Annotated in this window: 15 protein-coding genes; 10 read left to right on the top strand and 5 right to left on the bottom strand. The window is 58.1% G+C overall.

Going from position 1 to position 18,433, the window contains the following annotated elements:
* Positions 1–128: 128 nt before the first annotated feature.
* The 4 genes from treY to ygbI all read right to left on the bottom strand — a co-directional run bounded on the left by treY (position 129) and on the right by ygbI (position 5,766).
* Positions 129–2,642 carry a malto-oligosyltrehalose synthase gene (treY, locus tag AB3U87_RS05765; RefSeq protein WP_301729542.1) on the bottom strand — a complete coding sequence of 838 codons (2,514 nt, stop codon included), beginning with the start codon at positions 2,640–2,642 and terminating at the stop codon, positions 129–131.
* Positions 2,639–4,423, bottom strand: a complete 1,785-nt coding sequence (treZ, locus tag AB3U87_RS05770; protein ID WP_394148675.1) for a malto-oligosyltrehalose trehalohydrolase — start codon at positions 4,421–4,423, stop codon at positions 2,639–2,641. The genes treY and treZ overlap by 4 nt, the downstream gene beginning before the upstream one ends.
* A 193-nt stretch (positions 4,424–4,616) precedes the next feature.
* Positions 4,617–4,994: an Rpn family recombination-promoting nuclease/putative transposase gene (locus AB3U87_RS05775; protein ID WP_394148676.1), complete on the bottom strand. Its 378-nt coding sequence runs from the start codon at positions 4,992–4,994 to the stop codon at positions 4,617–4,619.
* Positions 4,995–5,004: 10 nt separating this feature from the next.
* Positions 5,005–5,766 (bottom strand): DNA-binding transcriptional repressor YgbI, encoded by a 762-nt coding sequence (gene ygbI / locus AB3U87_RS05780; RefSeq protein ID WP_301250800.1) that lies wholly within the window; start codon positions 5,764–5,766, stop codon positions 5,005–5,007.
* Positions 5,767–6,021: 255 nt separating this feature from the next.
* Here ygbI and ltnD point away from each other — a divergent pair, with 255 nt between their 5' ends.
* From ltnD to AB3U87_RS05805, 5 genes are all read left to right on the top strand, one after another.
* Entirely contained in the window at positions 6,022–6,927 is a 906-nt protein-coding gene (gene ltnD, locus AB3U87_RS05785; protein ID WP_394148677.1) for an L-threonate dehydrogenase, read from the top strand.
* Complete coding sequence (gene otnK, locus AB3U87_RS05790) at positions 6,924–8,189, top strand: 3-oxo-tetronate kinase (RefSeq protein ID WP_253454103.1); 1,266 nt, start codon at positions 6,924–6,926, stop codon at positions 8,187–8,189. The genes ltnD and otnK overlap by 4 nt, the downstream gene beginning before the upstream one ends.
* On the top strand, positions 8,186–8,812 hold the full coding sequence (gene otnC, locus AB3U87_RS05795) for a 3-oxo-tetronate 4-phosphate decarboxylase (protein ID WP_253454101.1): 627 nt from the start codon (positions 8,186–8,188) through the stop codon (positions 8,810–8,812). The genes otnK and otnC overlap by 4 nt, the downstream gene beginning before the upstream one ends.
* Positions 8,812–9,597, top strand: a complete 786-nt coding sequence (locus AB3U87_RS05800) for an HPr family phosphocarrier protein (protein WP_253454099.1) — start codon at positions 8,812–8,814, stop codon at positions 9,595–9,597. The genes otnC and AB3U87_RS05800 overlap by 1 nt, the downstream gene beginning before the upstream one ends.
* A gap of 88 nt (positions 9,598–9,685) precedes the next feature.
* Entirely contained in the window at positions 9,686–11,035 is a 1,350-nt protein-coding gene (locus AB3U87_RS05805; protein WP_253454097.1) for a GntP family transporter, read from the top strand.
* A 47-nt stretch (positions 11,036–11,082) separates the two neighbouring features.
* Here the strand turns inward: AB3U87_RS05805 and AB3U87_RS05810 are convergent, their stop codons facing one another.
* The gene (locus AB3U87_RS05810) at positions 11,083–13,617 is read right to left on the bottom strand and encodes an excinuclease ABC subunit UvrA (protein WP_301729538.1); all 2,535 of its coding nucleotides are present in this window, start codon (positions 13,615–13,617) and stop codon (positions 11,083–11,085) included.
* 225 nt (positions 13,618–13,842) lie between these two features.
* Between AB3U87_RS05810 and AB3U87_RS05815 the strand changes: the two genes are divergently transcribed.
* The 5 genes from AB3U87_RS05815 to AB3U87_RS05835 all read left to right on the top strand — a co-directional run bounded on the left by AB3U87_RS05815 (position 13,843) and on the right by AB3U87_RS05835 (position 18,419).
* Positions 13,843–14,406, top strand: coding sequence for a peroxiredoxin (locus AB3U87_RS05815; protein WP_253460979.1), 564 nt, complete (start codon positions 13,843–13,845; stop codon positions 14,404–14,406).
* 15 nt (positions 14,407–14,421) lie between these two features.
* Positions 14,422–15,660, top strand: a complete 1,239-nt coding sequence (locus AB3U87_RS05820; protein ID WP_253454093.1) for a protein-disulfide reductase DsbD family protein — start codon at positions 14,422–14,424, stop codon at positions 15,658–15,660.
* 49 nt (positions 15,661–15,709) lie between these two features.
* The gene (locus AB3U87_RS05825; protein ID WP_125287580.1) at positions 15,710–16,258 is read left to right on the top strand and encodes a sigma-70 family RNA polymerase sigma factor; all 549 of its coding nucleotides are present in this window, start codon (positions 15,710–15,712) and stop codon (positions 16,256–16,258) included.
* Positions 16,245–16,889, top strand: coding sequence for a DUF1109 domain-containing protein (locus AB3U87_RS05830; RefSeq protein ID WP_394148678.1), 645 nt, complete (start codon positions 16,245–16,247; stop codon positions 16,887–16,889). Before AB3U87_RS05825 ends, AB3U87_RS05830 begins: the two co-directional genes overlap by 14 nt.
* A 447-nt stretch (positions 16,890–17,336) precedes the next feature.
* Complete coding sequence (locus AB3U87_RS05835) at positions 17,337–18,419, top strand: type I restriction endonuclease (RefSeq protein ID WP_125287582.1); 1,083 nt, start codon at positions 17,337–17,339, stop codon at positions 18,417–18,419.
* The last annotated feature ends 14 nt before the right edge of the window (positions 18,420–18,433 follow it).

Raw genomic sequence — 18,433 nt, forward strand, 5'->3', positions numbered from 1 at the left:
TGTTACGAGATGGTTCAGACATGCCGCTTTCGGCAAGCGTTAATGCAAATTAGCGGCAGCTTCCGTAATACCAGCGTTAACTATAGGGATAAGTTACAGCAGCACGTCCTTGTGCTGTAGAGTCAGCTTTACCGGCTAAGCAGAATAACCGGCATCCGCCGATCGCCTCCCGCCAGGCTAAAGCTTGTCTCCAGCGCAGATTCTGCGCCACTGATCAGATTGATATAGCGTCGGCCAGCCAGCGCCTCCGGCAGGGCGATTTCCGCCGGCGCCCAGTGCGCCTCCTGCAATCGGTTAAACACAAGGCGGGGCAGGATCACAATCAGCGCCGCCTCGTCGTTGGCTCGACCAAAAGCCAGCACGTTCTCCGCCTGCTGACCCGTGGCGCTCAGCGGCAGATAGTCGCCTTTACGAAACAGATCCGGCAGCTGCTGACGCAGGGGCAGCACTTTAGCAATCAGCTGCTGCTTCAGGCGACCGTCCAGCCAGTGCGCTTCATTAGCGGGATCGACCTGCTCAACCTGATTTAACAGCTGCTCCAGCGCGGCGAAATCCGGCTCGCGACGGTTGTCGGGATCCACCAGGCTCAGATCCAGCGTTTCGCTGCCCTGATAAATATCCGGCACGCCCGGTGCGGTCAGCTTGATGGCCGTCTGGGTCAGGCTGTTAACAAGGCCTGCGTGGATAAAGGGCTGGAGCGACGCGGTGAAGTCCTGCAAAAAAGCCTGATTATCGGGCGACAGCAGATGACGCACATAGTCGAGCACGGCATTTTCATAGGTTTCGTTGCTGTCGGCCCAGTCGGTGCGCAGCTTCGCCTCACGCAGCGCTTTTTCTACAAAGCCGGTAAAGCGCTCCTCCAGCGCCTTGAGGCCTTCAGCATCATCAGGCGCCAGATCGGTGGGCCATGCGCCCGCCAGCGACTGGTACAGCATCCACTCCACGGCGGGTTTTGGCGCAGGGCCGTCCTTAAGCTGCACCACCTGAGACTGGTTGCCTTGCCGCCAGCGAGAGACGCACTCCGCCCAGCGCTCCGGCGCTTCGCTCAGCGTATAGAGGCGCGCTCGCGCATCTTCGCCACGCTTGGTGTCGTGGGTAGAGGTGCCGGAAAGGGCGTCCGGCTGACGGGCCAGCCGCTCCTGCATCTCCTGATGGAAACGTTCCGGCGAGAAGTCATCCGGCATCGGCTCCGCGCCGACCTCATTCAGCGCCAGCGCCATATGCAGGCGGAAAAACAGCGTGTCCTCGACCGATTTTGCCATCAGCGGCCCGGTCAGCTGCTGGAAGCGGGTGCGGAAGCTGGCGGCGTCGTCACTGGCGGCAGCGGAAACTTCGCCCGCCATAATCCGCGTTAAAAAGCCCAGCGCCTCGGGATCCGGTGCCTTAACGCCCTGGCGCACCTCGTCCGCTACTTTCAGCAGCAGGTCGGCATCTTCGGGCGGCAGCCCCTCTGTTGTGCCGTAAGTGCGGTAAACGGGGAAGGCGACCAGCAGCTCCCGCAGCGCCGTCAACAGTGCTTTCTCTTCCAGCGGCTCGTTATCGGCGGCGGCGATAGTGGTGGCAAGCTGCAAAAGCCTGGTCGCTTCACCGGCGAAGTTGCGGGTCGCCATCAGCATTTTGGCCGCGCGCAGCTCCGCCTGCACGTCAACCGGCTTGCCCAGCAGCGTTTCATAGGCCTGCCGCAGCTGACGAATGTGCTTGCCATCCACCAGCGCTTCGGACAGGGAAGCAATAAATTCATACCCAGTGGTGCCGGAGACAGGCCAGTCGGCAGGCAGATGCTCGCCCTTAGCCAGGATCTTTTCTACCGTGATATAGCAATCCGGTCCGGCTTCCTGACGCAGCCGTTCCAGATAGCTTTTAGGATCGGCCAGACCGTCGACGTGGTCAACGCGCAGGCCCTGCACCGCGCCGCTGCGCACCAGCTCGAGGATCAGCTGGTGCGCATCATCGAACACCGCCTTATCCTCCACCCGCACGCCGGCCAGCCCCGTGATTTCAAAAAAGCGGCGGAAGGAGAGGTCGCGCGGCGCGTCCCGCCAGGACATCAGCCTGTAGGGCTGGCTGTCGTGCAGCGCAGCGATATCGGCTTTGTCGGTGAGTTGCAGCACCGCCTCCGCCCGATCCTGCCAGCTTGCAGGCGTCAGCGGATAGAAATGTTCGTAGTAAGCCAGCGCCGGTTTCCCGGTTTGCGGATCGGGTTTAACCGCGATAGCGCCGTTTTCAAGCTCCACCTCAAAATCATCGCCAAGGAAAGGCAGCGTCAGACGACGTGACCAGTCGATATCAAAATGGTGGGCGTAGCGGCTGTTTTCGCCGTGCTCTACCACGTCGCGCCACCAGGCGTTTTCCAGCGATGAGGCCATATGGTTCGGCACGATATCGATGATCAGCCCCAGGCCAGCCTGTTGCAGCGTTTTCACCAGACGATCGAAGCCCTCACGGCCGCCAATCGCCGGATCGATTTCATTGGCGTTGATAACATCGTAACCGTGGGTAGAGCCGGAAAGCGCGGTAAAAATGGGCGACGCGTAGAGATGACTAATGCCCAGCTGTTTCAGATAGGGAACAAGCGCGGCGGCCCGATCGAAAGTCATGCCGCTGCGGAACTGGATACGGTAGGTCGAGGCTGGAATAGTCACGCGGTTTCTCCCGGAGCAAGGCGAACAAGGATGGCATGCTGGGGCAGCTCGGTGATGGCCTGCGGCCAGCTAAAAATCGTCTCGCCCGGCATGTCCGGCACGGGCTGGGTTTTCTCGCCGATATTCAGCGCGATCGACAGCGTGCCCTGAGGGAACGTCCAGCTGACAGCGACGAAACCGGCGGCGGTTTGCAGCACTTTGCCGCTGTTGCCGCCTGCAGTGGTGAGCAGCGGCACGATATAGCGCTGCCGCATGGCCAGCAGTTCTTTGGTCAATGCCAGCCACGCCTGTCCCTGCGGGCTTTGCGTTTTTTGCCAGTCCAGCTTTGAAGCGTCAAACGTGCTTTTGGCATTAGGATCGGGCACGCTTTCGTCTTCATGTCCGGCATGGCCCTGGAATTCACGCGCGCGCCCTTCGCGCACCGCTTTAGCCAGATCGCCGTGGAAATCGGTAAAGAACAGGAAAGGCCGGGTTTCGCCGTACTCTTCGCCCATAAACAGCAGGGGAATATGCGGCGAGCAGAGCAGCGTGGCCAGCAGCACTTTGGTGCGATCGGCGCCCGCCAGCTGGATCAGCCTGTCGCCCTGGGCGCGGTTGCCCGTCTGGTCATGGTTCTGAATAAAATCGACAAAAGCGACCGGCGGCTGACCTGAACTTTTCACGCCGCGTTTTTCACCCGACTGCGCCGAGACTTCGCCCTGATAAGCGAAGCCTTCCGTCAGAATGCGCGCAATAAGCTTTTCCGGCTCGTTAGCGAAGTCGCGATAGTAGGCGTGGGTTTCGCCGGTGGCGAAAACGTGAATGGCGTTATGGAAATCATCGTTCCACTCGCCGGTAAACAGCGGCACGCTGCCGTCCTCTTCACGCGGGTGCAGGAAAATGACGTTACGGCTGTCCTCGGTGGTGAGGTGAACCGGCCGGTCGGTGATTTCTGCACGAATACGTTCGGCGATAGCGATCAGCGCATGTTTTTCCGAGGTGTCTTCAATCTGATCGATGGCGTCAAAACGCAGCCCGTCCAGATTGTACTCCTGTAGCCAGTACAGCGGCGCTTCCACCATATAGTCGCGAGCCGCCGCGACGTCATAAGCGATTCCGGCTCCCCAGGGAGTCATGCGCTCTTTATGAAAGAAGTCAGGCGCCAGCAGCGGCAGGTAGTTGCCTTCCGGGCCAAAATGGTTCAGGACGATATCAAGCACCACCGACAGGCCATGACCGTGCGCGGCGTCGATAAAGGCTTTGAAATCGTCCGGCGTGCCGTAAGCGGAGTGCGGCGCGTAAAGCAGCACGCCGTCGTAGCCCCAGCCGCGATTGCCGCCAAACTGCGAAACGGGCAGCACTTCCAGCATGGTGATACCCAGCTCCGCCAGGTGAGGCAGTTTCTCTATGGCGGCCCGAAAGGTGCCTTCCGGGGTAAAGGTGCCGATATGCATTTCGTACACCACCGTTTCAATCCACGGACGACCGCGCCATTCATGCTGCCAGCTATAGCTTGCGGGATCGATAACCACAGAGGGGCCGTTAACGTCCGCCTTTTGCGCACGCGATGCCGGATCCGGCACCACCATGCCGTCGGCAAGCACAAAGTTGTATTCCGCGCCGGGCGCTACCTCGCTAACCTCCGCCTCAAACCAGCCGTCGCCGCTGGCGGACATGGCCATATCTTTTCCGGCCAGCCTGAGCGTGACGCTTTTTTGCCCGGTAGCCCAAAGGCGAAAACGAATCTTACCGTCGGCCACATACTCGGCCCCCCAGCTCTTACTAAATGTTCCGGATCCCATTCAATAGCCTCTTTAAGCACAGCGGTGAGCGATAGACGACATCGCAACGAGTGCGATGTAAGCTTTGAAGAAATCATAGACTATTGCGTAGAAAGTGAAGGGTATGCGGCAGGGCGCAAAAAGCAGGATGAGGTTGGGTTTTGCCGGGCCTGGCGACGGCCCGGACGTGCTTATTACAGGCCTGGTGGAAAAATCACGGGTAAAGCTGCGCCAGTTCAACCTTGCTCAGCCCGGTTAGCGTTGCCACGGCCTGAAGGTCAAATCCCTGCCGCAGCATCGCCCGGGCGATATTGCGCGCCTCCGCTTTTCGACCGAGCCGCATTCCTTTACGCATTCCTTTTTCGACGCCCATTTTCATCCCTTCCTGAACGCCTGTTTGCTTGAGCTGCTGTGCGATAGTCATCAGTTTCTCCTCGTGTTGCGGCACGCGCTGTGCCAGCTGCTGTACAAATACCTTTGCGTCTGAAGCTTCACCTGCAAGCAATAAATAGTTTACCTGTGAAATCAAATGCTGTTCTGTGAGATCTCCCGCTAAAATCAACGCGGTCAGCCTGTCCAACAGGTCCGTCATATCGCGCTGGTTAATCCGCGAGAGCCAGCTTCCAGTTTCCTTCGCCCAGCGCTTCGCGCGCCTGAGCACTCAGGCGGCTATCGGTGACGATGGTGTCGAAGATCTCCAGCGGCAGCGCCATAAACGTGGCGATTTTATTGTATTTGGAGCTGTCGCTGAGCAGTACGCGCTTGCTGCTGACGTCGCACACCGCCTGCTTTACCGTGACCTTGTCCTCGTCCGGGGTAAAGAGGCCTCGCGGCCCCCAGCAGGATGCAGAGATAAAAGCGATATCAATAGCGAGATGGCGCAGGCTGCGCGCCGCGCTTTCCCCGACGCAGGAACGATTTTCGCGGCATACCGTGCCGCCGGTGTGGATCAGCCGACAGCGGCTTTTCTCCATCAGCAAGGCCGCCACCATAAAGTCGTTGGTCACCACCAGCAGGTCGTCGCGATCCAGCAGCTCGCCGGCCAGCGCCAGCGTGGTGGTGCCCGCATCAATATAAATACAGCTGTTGCGGGGAATATGCTGCGCGGCGCGGCGGCCAATCGCATTTTTCTCCGCGTTATAGAGCGAGGTTTTGGTCTGGTGCGACGGTTCCGCCGCCAGCCGTTCGGCCGAACGCACGCCGCCGGATACCGCCAGCAGCGCGCCTTGTTCCTCCAGCTTCTGCACGTCGCGTCGAATGGTCATATGCGATACGCCCAGCCGTTCGCTCAGTTCCGAAAAGCTCACCACGCCGCGTTCGGCCACCATCGCCAGGATCTGCTGATGTCGTTCAACCGGGATCACGTCTGCTCCTGTGAAATTATCAATTTTTCACATTGTAATGGAAAGGGATGGCCGCGCGAATAGAAAATTTGCCGGTTCTGCGGTGTGGTTCCGCCTTTTCGCCTCAGGATTCAGGGCTGACAGCGCTTGTGAAGAAATGTTCTTTTTTGTTCGCCGCCTTCAATTTGTGATGCGCGGCACATTTATTCATCCGATAAGCTGGCACGATTAACAACATTGAACAAATAATCACTTAATTTAACAACGGAGGCCACGGTGCCAATTCAAAACGTTTGCGTAATCGGTTTAGGGTCGATGGGGATGGGCGCAGCCGCCTCCTGCATTCGTGCGGGGCTGAACACCTGGGGCGTCGATCTTAATCCAGCGGCGCTGGAAACGCTGCGCCAGACGGGCGCCCGCGATGCGCAAACCGCCGCCGACGGGTTCGTCGATCAGCTTGAGGCCGTGCTGCTGCTGGTGGTCAACGCTAAACAGGTTAACGCTATTTTATTCGGCGATAACGGCCTGGCCGCCAGGCTGAAGCCGGGCACGGTGGTGATGGTGTCGTCCACTATCTCTGCGCAGGACGCGCAGCAGATTGAACAGCGGCTGGCGAAGCATCAGCTGCTGATGCTGGACGCGCCCGTTTCCGGCGGCGCGGCCAAAGCGGCAACCGGTGAGATGACGGTGATGGCCTCCGGCAGCGATGCCGCGTTTGAACGTTTGCAGCCGGTGCTGGAGGCGGTGGCGGCAAAAGTCTACCGCGTCGGCAGCGAAATTGGCCTGGGATCCACCGTAAAAATTATTCATCAGCTGCTGGCTGGCGTGCATATCGCGGTGGGAGCGGAAGCGATGGCGATGGCCGCCCGCGCCGGTATCCCACTGGATACCATGTATGAGGTCGTCACCAATGCGGCGGGCAACTCATGGATGTTTGAGAACCGGATGCGCCACGTGGTCGACGGCGACTACAGCCCGAAATCCGCAGTCGATATCTTTGTGAAAGATCTCAACCTGGTGGCCGAGACGGCAAAAGCGCTGCAGTTTCCGCTGCCGCTGGCCTCTACCGCGCTGAACATGTTTACCGAAGCCAGCAACGCCGGCTATGGCCGTGAAGACGACAGCGCGGTGATCAAGATTTTCAGCGGTATCACGCTGCCTCAGGGCAAGGAGCAGGCATGACGCGTTTAGGAGTGATTGCCGACGACTTTACCGGCGCGACCGATATCGCCAGCTTTCTGACGCAGAACGGCCTGGCCACCATCCAGTTTAACGGCGTGCCTGAACAGCAGGAAAGCCTTGCCGCACAGGCGATCGTTATCAGCCTGAAGTCGCGTTCCTGCCCGGTTGAGCAGGCGGTTGACCAGTCGCTGGCCGCGCTGCGCTGGCTCCGGGAGCAGGGCTGCGATCGTTTCTATTTTAAATACTGCTCCACCTTCGACAGTACGGAGAAAGGCAATATCGGCCCGGTCACCGACGCGCTGCTATATGAGCTTGGCGAAACGCAGACGGCTATCTGTCCGGCGCTGCCGGTGAACGGCCGCACCGTCTATCAGGGCCATCTGTTTGTCGGCGAACAGCTGCTGTCGGAGTCGGGGATGCGTCATCATCCGGTCACGCCGATGACGGACAGCAATCTGCTGCGCCTGATGGCGCGTCAGGCTAAGGGCAAAGCGGGCCTGATTGCCGCCGCCACGCTGGACCTCGGTGCCGAAGCGGTGCGCGAAAAACTAAGCGAGCTGAAGGCCGCCGGGGTGAATTATGTGGTGCTGGATGCGCTCAGCGAACAGCATTTACTGACCCAGGGCGAGGCGCTGCGCGAGATGCGCCTGGTCACCGGCGGCTCCGGCCTGGCTATCGGGCTGGCGCGCCAGTGGGCTACTACGCAAAACCTTGGTAACGAGGCCGAAACGGCAGGGCGTCCACGCGGCGAGCGCGCGGTGGTGATTTCCGGCTCCTGCTCGCAGATGACCAACCGGCAGGTCAACGCCTATCGTCAGCAGGCGCCCGCGCGTGAAGTAGAGGTCAGCCGCTGTCTGGACAATGTAGACGACTATGCCCGCGAGCTTGCCGACTGGGTTGCCGATCAAAACGCCCGGCCGCTGGCGCCGATGCTTTACGCCACGGCGGATGCGCAACAGCTACAGCTTATTCAGCAGCAATACGGTGCACAGCGCAGCAGCGAGGCGGTAGAAACCCTGTTCGCCGCCGTGACCCGCAACCTGAAGGCGCGCGGCTGGCAACGCTTTATCGTAGCGGGCGGCGAAACTTCCGGCGTGGTGGCGCAGAGCCTGGACGTGACCGCTTTCCATATCGGCCCGACCATTTCCCCCGGCGTGCCCTGGGTAAGGGATATTCATCAGCCGCTGTCGCTGGCGTTGAAGTCAGGCAATTTTGGCGACGAGCAGTTTTTCCGCCGCGCGCAAACGGAGTTTTCATCATGACAGAACAACAGGCCCGCCAGGAGATGGTGAAGCTGGGCGCCTCTTTTTTCCAGCGCGGCTACGCTACCGGCTCTGCCGGCAACCTTTCTGTGCTGCTGGAGGACGGTAATCTGCTGGCGACGCCGACCGGCTCCTGTCTGGGCGAACTGGACGGCGATCGCCTGTCTAAAGTGACGCCGCAGGGCGAATGGATCGCCGGCGACAAGCCCTCCAAAGAGATCGCCTTTCACCGGGCGCTTTATCTGAACGATCCCGACTGCAAAGCGGTGGTGCACCTGCACAGCCACTATCTGACCGCGCTCTCCTGTCTGGAAGATCTGGATCGGCAGAACTGTATCCGACCGTTTACGCCTTATGTGGTGATGCGCGTCGGCGATGTGCCTGTCGTGCCTTATTACCGGCCGGGCGATACGCGGCTGGCAGACGATCTCGCCGCGCTGGCGGGGCGCTATCGCGGCTTTCTGCTGGCGAACCACGGCTCGGTAGTGGTAGGCAGCTCGCTGCGCGAGGCGGCGGATAATACGGAAGAGCTGGAAGAGACGGCGCGCCTGATTTTCACGCTGGGCGACCGCGCGATCCGCTACCTCAGCGAGGCCGAAGTTGACGAGTTAAGGAGCCGATAATGCCGAAGTTTGCAGCCAATATTTCCACCCAGTTTACCGAAGTGCCTTTCCTGGATCGCTTTGCCGCGGCGGCCGACGCCGGTTTCGAGGCCGTGGAATTTCTGTTTCCCTATGACTACCCGGCGCAACAGCTAAAAGCGCGGCTGGATGAACATAACCTTAAGCTGGTGCTGTTTAACACCGCGCCGCGCGACGTGCAGTCAGGAGAATGGGGCGTAACGGCGATCCCGGGGCGCGAAGCCGATGCCCGCGCCGATATCGACAGCGCGCTGGAGTATGCGCTGGCGCTGAACGTCTCGCAGGTGCATATCATGGCTGGCGTGGTGCAGGAAGGCATGGATCGCGCGGCCTGCGAGCAGACGTTTATCAGCAATATTCACTATGCGGCCGACCGTTTTGCGCCGCACGGCATCACCATCCTGCTGGAGGCGCTCGGCCCCAAAATCAAGCCCAACTATCTCTATGCCAGCCAGTATCAGACGCTGGCGATGATGGCGCGTATCGATCGGCCAAACGTCTTCACCCAGCTCGACCTGTTTCACGCGCAGATGGTGGACGGCAACCTGAGCCACCTGATCCGGGAAAACGCTGGGCGCTATCGTCACGTGCAGATCGCCTCTGCACCGGATCGCCACGAGCCGGACGAGGGCGAAATCAACTACCCGTGGCTGTTTACCCTGCTGGATGACGTGGGCTACGACGGCTGGGTAGGCTGCGAATATATTCCACGCAACGGCACGCTCGCCGGGCTTGGCTGGTTTAAACCCTGGGCGAAAAAACGCTAAGCCTGTGTTACCCGGCGCCTTCGCGCCGGTTTACCTCACCCTTTACCTGCACCGGGTCTGTTAAAACGATAAGAATAGAAGGATTACCATGTCCACCGCTATGCTGTTAGCCATCGCGACCGCCAGCGTCGTTGTTCTGCTGCTGCTGGTCATTAAAGCCAAAGTCCATCCCTTCGTTGCGCTGTTGATTGTGAGCCTGCTGGTCGCTATCGCCACCGGCATTCCGTCTGAAAAAATCATGGAAATCATTATGAGCGGCATGGGCGGGCTGCTCGGTCATATCGCTATTATCATCGTACTGGGCGCGATGCTCGGCGCGATTATTGAGGCATCGGGCGGCGCAGAGTCGCTTGCGCAGCGTTTCAGCAAGACGCTGGGCATCCGGCGCACCGTAGCGGCGCTGACCATGGCGGCGTTTATCCTGGGGATCCCGGTGTTTTTTGAAGTCGGCTTTATTATCGTGATCCCGCTGATCTACGGCTTCAGCAAAGTTGCGCGCGTCTCACCGATCAAGTTCGGTTTGCCGATGGCGGGCGTCATGCTGACGGTGCACGTGGCGCTGCCTACGCATCCTGGCCCGGCGGCGGCGGCCGGGATCCTGCACACTGATATGGGCTGGCTGATGCTGCTGGGCCTGGTAATTTCGATCCCGGTGGGCATTGTCGGCTACCTGGTGGCGAAGGCGATGAATCGCCAGCGCTTCCAGCTGTCGGTGGAGGTACTGGAAAGCCTGCAAATGGCGAAGCCGGAAGGCGCAGAGAAAAAGAGCGAGACGCCGGGCGCGCTGATGATTTCCGGCCTGATCGTGGTGCCTATAGCGCTGATCGTGCTGGGTACGCTGGCGCATTCGCTGCTGGCGGAAGAGAGCCTGCTGCGTAAGGTGATGACGGTGATCGGCACGCCGCCGATAGCGTTACTTATCGCGCTGGCGCTGGCCGCGTGGCTGCTGGGATTGCGTCGCGGCTGGAGCAAAGACAAACTGGAAGATCTGACCGGCCGCGCCATTCCGGGATCGGCCAGCGTGATCCTGGTGGCGGGCGCGGGCGGCGCATTTGGCAAAGTGCTGGTAGAGTCGGGCGTAGGTAAAGCGCTGGCGTTAACACTGGAAACGCTGCATCTGCCGCTGGTGCCGGCGGCGTTTATCCTGTCGCTGGCGCTGCGCGCCTCGCAGGGATCGGCCACGGTAGCGATCCTGACCACCAGCGGCTTGCTGACGTCGGCGGTGGGCGGCGCAAACGAGATGGACAGGGTGCTGGTGACGCTGGCCGCCTGCTTTGGCGGGCTGGGCCTGTCGCACGTGAACGATGCGGGCTTCTGGGTGGTAACGCGCTATCTGGGGCTGTCCGTGGTCGACGGTCTGAAAACCTGGACGGTGTTAACCACGGTGATGGGCCTGAGCGGCTTTGCGCTGACGTGGCTGGTGTGGGCGCTGGTCTGACCGGAGTGATAAAGGAGGAAGGGGTACTTTCCTTCCTCCTTTAAGGCTTACTGCGGATCGGCGGTTCTTTTTTCCAGCTTGCTGGCCAGATAAGGCGCGGTCAGGCTCTCAGCCGCCTGGCTGACCGTTTCAGGTGTTCCAGCCGCCACGACGCGGCCGCCGTTACTCCCGGAACCCGGCCCTAAATCGATCACCCAGTCCGCCTCGGCGGCGATGCGCATATCATGTTCGGCCATGATAACGGTATCGCCACGCTGCACCAGCCGATCCAGCACGCCCAGCAGTTTATCCGTATCGGAAGGATGGAGGCCCGAAGATGGCTCGTCCAGCAGATAAAGCGTTTTCCCCCGCTGCGCGCGCTGAAGCTCCCAGGCCAGCTTGATGCGCTGGCATTCGCCGCCGGATAATTCCGTGGCCGGCTGGCCTAATTTCAGGTATCCCAGCCCCAGGGCGGTAAGCGCCGTTAAAGAACGCTGAATGGTGTCATTGCCTTCAAAAACGGTAACGGCCTCATCCACGGTCAGATCGAGGACGTCAGCAACTGTTCGGTTTTGCCACCGTATCTTCAGCGTTTCCTCGTTGTAGCGGGCGCCGCCGCAGGCGGAACAGGGCGCGCTTACGCCCGGCATAAACATCAGTTCAATGGTGATTTGCCCCTGGCCTTCGCAGACCGGACAGCGCCCCTCGGGCAGATTGAAAGAGAACCGGCTCGCGGTAAAGCCTCGCCGTTTTGCCTCGTCGGTTTCTGCAAACAGCTTACGCACAGTGTCAAAAAAGCCGGTGTACGTTGCCAGGTTGGAACGAGGCGTGCGTCCGATAGGGCGCTGATCGATGCGGATCAGCCTTTTAAGGCTGTCGCCTCCGGCAACAATGTTCCCCTGCACATCTGACGTCTCGTCTTCTTCCCCGGCCTCTTCATCCCCCGGCGTGTTATCCAGCCGTGCCAGCAAGCCCGGCAGGACGCGGGTCAGCAACGTTGATTTCCCCGAACCCGATACGCCGGTGATCACGGTCATGCTTTCAAGGGGAATGGCCACATCAAGCGCGGAAATATTGTTGCAGCTAACCTGTTCCAGCCTGAGCCAGCTGGCCGGGGTGTTACGCTGGCGTAAACCCGGCTGCTGCTCGCTGAACAAATAAGGCGCCGTACGTGACGCTGTCACTTTCTCCAGCCCGTCCGGCACACCGTTATAGACGATTTCGCCTCCCTGGCGGCCCGGCCCTGGCCCCACCTCAATCAGCCAGTCGGCTTCGGCAATCACATCAAGATTGTGTTCTACAATCGCCAGCGAGTTGCCGGCCTCCAGCAGCGAACGCAGGGAATGCAGCAGCGCCTGCACATCGTCCGGATGCAGCCCGGCGGAAGGCTCATCCAGCACGTACAGCACCCCGAAAAGCTGTGAAATAAGCTGGGTCGCCAGCCGTATCCGCTGAAGCTCTCCGGAAGAGAGCATGGTGGTCTGCCGTCCCAGAGCAAGGTGGCCCAGCCCCAGCTTCTCAAGCTGATCAAGACGGCCGCAGATGTCCGACGCCATTCTTGTGGTGGCTTCCCGCAGCGCCGTTTCCTTTGGCAAAGAAGCAGCCTCGCCCTCGGCAAACGGCAGCAACAGCGTTTTCAGCTGTGTCAGGGTCAGCTCGCCCATCCCGGCGATATCGTAGCCGGCAAAGGTGACGGCCAGGGCGTTTGGGTTAAGCTTTTTCCCCTGACAGGCGGGACAAGGCGCCGTGGCGATAAAGGGGGAAAGCCGCTTTTTAACGGACTCTTTTCCACCGGCATAGCTTTGCAACAGATATCTTTTGGCGCTGGTGTAGGTGCCGGTATAGTCAGGTTTCATCCCGGCCGCGATCGCCGCTTTTTGCTGCTTAGCATTCATATCCGGAAACACGGGCACGGAGGGTTGCTCATCGGTAAACAGTATCCACTGCCGGTCCTTTGCCGATAAGGTTTTCCACGGCGCATCCACGTCGTAGTCGAGCATTTCAAGAATGGTGCGCAGGTTTTTTGCTCCCCAGCCGTTTGGCCACGCGGCTATCGCGCCTTCGCGAATACTTAACGACTCATCAGGCACCAGCGCATCGGCTTTCACTTCATGCGTCCTGCCCGTGCCCTGACACAGCGTACAGGCACCCTGCGGATTATTGGGCGAGAACGCCTCGGCAGGCATAAACGGGATCCCCTCAGGGTAATGCCCGGCACGGGAAAAAAGCAGGCGGAGCGTGACCGAAATACGGGTCAGGCTGCCTACCGTGGAGCGCTCCTGAGCGCCTGCGCGACTCTGCTGGAGCGCGACGGCCGGCGGCAACCCGTCGATGTTGTCCACGTCCGGCACCGGAGCCTGCTCAATCAGGTGGCGCACGTGTGGCGCGACGGATTCCAGATACCTTCGCTGCGCTTCCGCATAGAGCGTATCGAAAGCCAGTGAGGATTTGCCCGAGCCGGAGACGCCAGTAAAGATGACGATGGCATCGCGAGGGAAAGAGAGTGAGACATCTTTCAGATTGTGTGTTCTCGCTCCGTGTACGCTTACGTCAGTGCTGTCGACTTTCTGTTGAGCGGCGCGTTCAGTTCTGGTCGGCGTCATAGTATCCCTGTAAAAATTGATGTGGCTGACAGTATCGGGGCGTTCAAAGCAGGCCCGATCCTGAATGGCGTGCAGGAAAGGGTAGTTCTGTTAAGGCGATCACACAATTCGCCTCAGTCAGGCGAATTGCTAAAATTTTTTTTATCTCAGCGAAACTTTTCCCTGTTGTTCGACGAACCTCTGGTTAAGGAGATGGTTTCCTTTCACCTGTCGAATAATGGAGAGATGTTTATGCGTATGAACCTGAAAGCCCTGACCGCCGCCACGCTGCTGGCGCTTACCTTACCCATGACCAGCGCCTTTGCCGCCCTGCAGGTCGGTGAAAAAGCGCCGGACTTTAAGCTTGATGCCGCGCTGGCCGGTAAATCGACCACGTTCTCGCTGCAGCAGGCGCTGCAAAAAGGCCCGGTGGTGCTCTATTTCTTCCCGGCCGCGTTTAGCGCAGGCTGTACCCTGGAAGCGCATGACTTTGCCGAAGCGACCGATGAGTTTAACAAGCAGGGCGCGACGGTGATTGGCGTGACGGCAGGCAATACCGATCAGATTGCTAAATTTTCCCAGCTGGAATGCCGCGATAAATTTACCGTAGCCGCCGATCCGGGTGCGAAAGTCGCGACGGAATATAAAAATACGCTGGAGATGAAAGGGAAAACCTATTCCGACCGCACTTCCTATGTGATTGCGCCGGACGGCAAGATCCTGCTCAGCTATACCGACAAAAATCCGGACGCGCATATTCAAAAAGCGATGGACGCGGTGAAAAAATATCGCCAGGCCAACCCGGCATAACGGAGTAGGTTTATCATGCTGACTGCTATCGCTGCCGCCTTCCTGGGCGGCCTTATCCTGAATTTAATGCCGTGCGTGTTTCCGGTGATTTCGCTGAAGGCGCTGAGCCTGCTGCGCCATCATGACAGGCCTGCACAGGCTCGTGCCGAAGGCCTGGCGTTTCTGCTCGGCGTGGTGGTGACCATGGTGGCGCTGGTGGGCGTGCTGCTGCTGGCGCGGGCGGGCGGATCGTCGGTCGGCTGGGGATTTCAGCTTCAGTCGCCGCTGGTGATCGCGCTGCTGATCCTGGTGATGCTTGGCTCGGCCCTCAATCTTTTTGGGCTTTTTGAGGTCGGGCTTTCGGTGCAGCGGGTAGGGGGAATAGGCGGCGATCGCGGCGGTCTGACCGGCTCTGCGCTGACCGGCGCGCTGGCAATTATTGTGGCGACGCCCTGTAGCGCGCCCTTTATGGCCAGCGCGGTCGGCTATGCGCTGACTCAGCCGCCGGTGGTCAGCCTGATTATCTTTATCTCGCTGGCGCTGGGATTTGCTGCACCTTTTACGCTGATTTCTTTTTTTCCAGTGCTGGCGAAAGTGCTGCCTGCGCCCGGCGCCTGGATGTCGACGCTGAAACAGGGGCTGGCGTTTCCGATGCTGGGCGCGGTCGGCTGGCTGATTTGGGTGCTGGAGCGGCAGGCCGGCTCGGCGGCGCTGGCGGCTATCCTGGCCTGCTGTCTGCTGCTGAGCTTTGCCGCCTGGCTGTATGGCATGGCGCAAAAACGTCAGATGATGGGCAGGCGTCACTGGGCGCTGCATAGCGCAACCGTGGTATTTCTGCTGCTGGTGGCGGTGCCGCTGCTTAACCTTAACGCCACCGCCACGCCGCAAAACAGCGCCGAAACCGCACAGGCTGCGGCAGCCGTTGCCTGGACGCCGCAGAATGTCGAGGCGATTAAAGGGCAGGGCAAACCGATTCTGGTAAACTTTACGGCGTCCTGGTGTATTACCTGCCAGGTAAACGATCGCACGTCGCTTTCTACCCAGGCTGTTAAAGCAGCAATGGCGCGTACCGATACCATCTATATGGTTGCGGATTCCACTAAGTACAATCCGGATGTGGAACAGGCGCTGAGCGATTTCGGTCGGGGCGGACTGCCGCTTTATGTGGTTTATCCGGCAGACGGTGGCAAACCGGTCGTGCTGCCGCAGGTGCTGACGCCCAATATTGTTATCTCGGCGCTGGATCGCGCCACTGAACACGGGAAAAAATCGTGAGCAAGCGTAGTGACTACAAGCCCGGCAGATAACGTTTTGCAGGCGGGCAATGCCCATCACTGAGACGCAGCACTGGCCTGCGCTGATGGCGCGCGCGCAGGCCGGCGACCGCGAAGCCTATAACCGGCTGCTGAAAGCGATGGTACCTGCCATCCGCGCCTTTGCGCGTCAAAAAATCAGTGATGAAGCGCTGCTTGAAGATGTTATTCAGGAAACGCTGCTGGCGATCCATCGCGTCCGCCATACCTACGATCCGCAGCGTCCCGTTCTGCCCTGGGTAGCGGCGATTACCTCGGCCAGGGCGATTGACGCTCTGCGGCAGCGCGGCAGAAGTCAGGAAGTTCAGGACGAGGAGGCGGTAAACCGCCAGGCTGCTGTCCTGCCGGAAACGGATACCGATGGTCATGAACTGAATGGCTATCTGGACAGCCTGCCGGTAAGGCAGCGGGAAATTGTGGAATCCGTTCATCTGCGCGAACAGAGCCTTGCTCAGGCCGCGGCGGAAAGCAATCTGTCGATAGCCGCCGTAAAGTCGCTTTTGCATCGCGCAATGCTTAACCTTCGCAAATCAGGAAAAAGCAATCATGAGAAATCATGATCGGTTTATCGATCAACTTAGCGACTCGGCGCGGCCGGTTAAACGCCTCTGTCCTACGGGCTGGCGCGTGGCTGCCTGGATAGCGCTGGCCTTGCCCTGCGGCATGGTAAGCAGCTGGGCGCTGCACAGCAGATTCACCGACTGGTCACGGCCCGATGCGCTGCCTGCGCTGCCTGCGCTGCTAAGCCTGCTGCTGTCTTTTATTCTTGGCAGCGGCGCTATGGCGGGCGCGTTTACGCTCAGCCTGGCCGGGCGACCACCTGTTCGTCTGAAATGGCTGGGCCTGCTGGCGCTCATCTGGCTGGCGCTTAATTTAGGTAATATGACGGCCACCTTACCGCCGGGCGGCAGACAGTTTGGCGAGGGCGTACACTGTTATCTGTTTATGCTGTCGGCCAGCCTGCCGATGATGGTGATTGCCGTAGCGGCGCTGCATCGTTCCCGCTCGCTTTATCCGGGCAAAAGTCTGGCGCTGGCGGGCGGCGGCATCGCCTTTATGTCATCCATGCTGCTGTCGCTGTGCCATCAAACGCATCTGCATATGCTGGATTTCATTATGCACCTGGCCGCGGGCATCACGATTATCGCCGTGACCGTGCTGGCGGGAAGGCGCTGGATCCGGCTGGATTAATGACAGGACACCATAGAGACAGGGAATGGATTCAATTTATATAGATAATTTTTTCCTGTACTCACTGAAGCTGCATTTATAAAATATTTGGTAACCAGCGGTATCTGTTAAATATGACGGCTTTACATAAATCATCAGCCCAGTGCACGGTTCCTGATCGGGGCCGGCACTCCCCTTAGTGTAAAAAAATTGAGTAATGATCTTCGGCCAAACTCTTAACGTCATGCGCAATAAGTGGTAATCGTCTCGCTTATATCTGTTGACAAAGATTGCGCCATCGCTTATATCATAAGCAATATTCAGCTTTATGTTTCTGCTGAAGATAAAATCTAGCATTTTTAAAATTTTTTAGTCAAAAACGCCATTTATATTTAATTAACATCAAACCATATCTCAATACAGTATCAGCCGGGGCTGGGTCCAGGCTTAAAACGCTAATGGTGATGAATGGAAATTTTAGATGAATTGAACGCACTCGCAGCAAAAATAAAGCAGCAATCACTTTTAATCCAAACAGAAGAGGCAACCAAAAGTGCATTAGTTATGCCCTTTATAAGCAAGATATTAGGGTATGACGTGTTTAATCCAACAGAGGTCATTCCAGAATTTATTTGCGATGTAGGCACAAAAAAAGGGGAGAAAATTGACTATGCAATTGTCAGGGATGATGAAATTCAGATGCTTGTTGAGTGTAAGAAAATAGGCGACTCGCTTAACATTAAACATGCTTCCCAACTTTTTAGATATTTCCATGTTACTACTGCAAGGATATCCATCCTCACCAATGGGCAAGTCTACAAGTTTTTTACTGACCTGGATGCGCCTAATAAGATGGATGAGAAACCTTTCCTTGAGTTGGATCTCCTTAACATTGACGAACATGTTGTTCCCGAGCTATTAAAGCTAACCAGAAGCGCTTTCGATGTCGAATCTATAGTGAATGCCGCTGGGGAACTTAAGTATGTAAGCCAAATCAAAAAGATAATCTCAGCCCAGTTTCAAAATCCTGAAGACGATTTTGTTAAACTTGTAGGATCTCGCGTGTACGAGGGCGTTTTTACGCAAAAGGTTAAAGAACTTTTCTTTGTCTTGACAAAAAAAGCGGCAAGCCAATGGCTGAATGACCAGGTTAATGAGAGACTTAAATCTGCCATTAGCGGTAGTGTAACAACGAAGTCTGAAAAGGATTCTAATGGTCTACTTAATGAAGGCGATACTCCTCAGCCTGAAGATGATGACGGTATTATCACAACAGCGGAGGAAATTGAGGGGTTCCATATAGTTAAATCTATTATCAGAAAACATATCTCTTCAGAAAGGATATCTTACAGGGATACACGAAGCTATTTTGGCATTCTGATAGATGATAATAACAGAAAGCCGATATGTCGTTTGCACCTGAATCGCAGCCAAAAATATCTTAGCCTGTTTGACGCAAACAAAGTTGAAACCCGACATCCGATTACTACGCTTGATGAAATTTATGATTTTACTGAAACGCTTGTTGAAACTGCGTTGCGATATAAATAGCACAGGGGGAGCCT

The organism is Erwinia plantamica (assembly GCF_043420595.1).
Classification (GTDB): Bacteria; Pseudomonadota; Gammaproteobacteria; order Enterobacterales; family Enterobacteriaceae; genus Erwinia; species Erwinia aeris.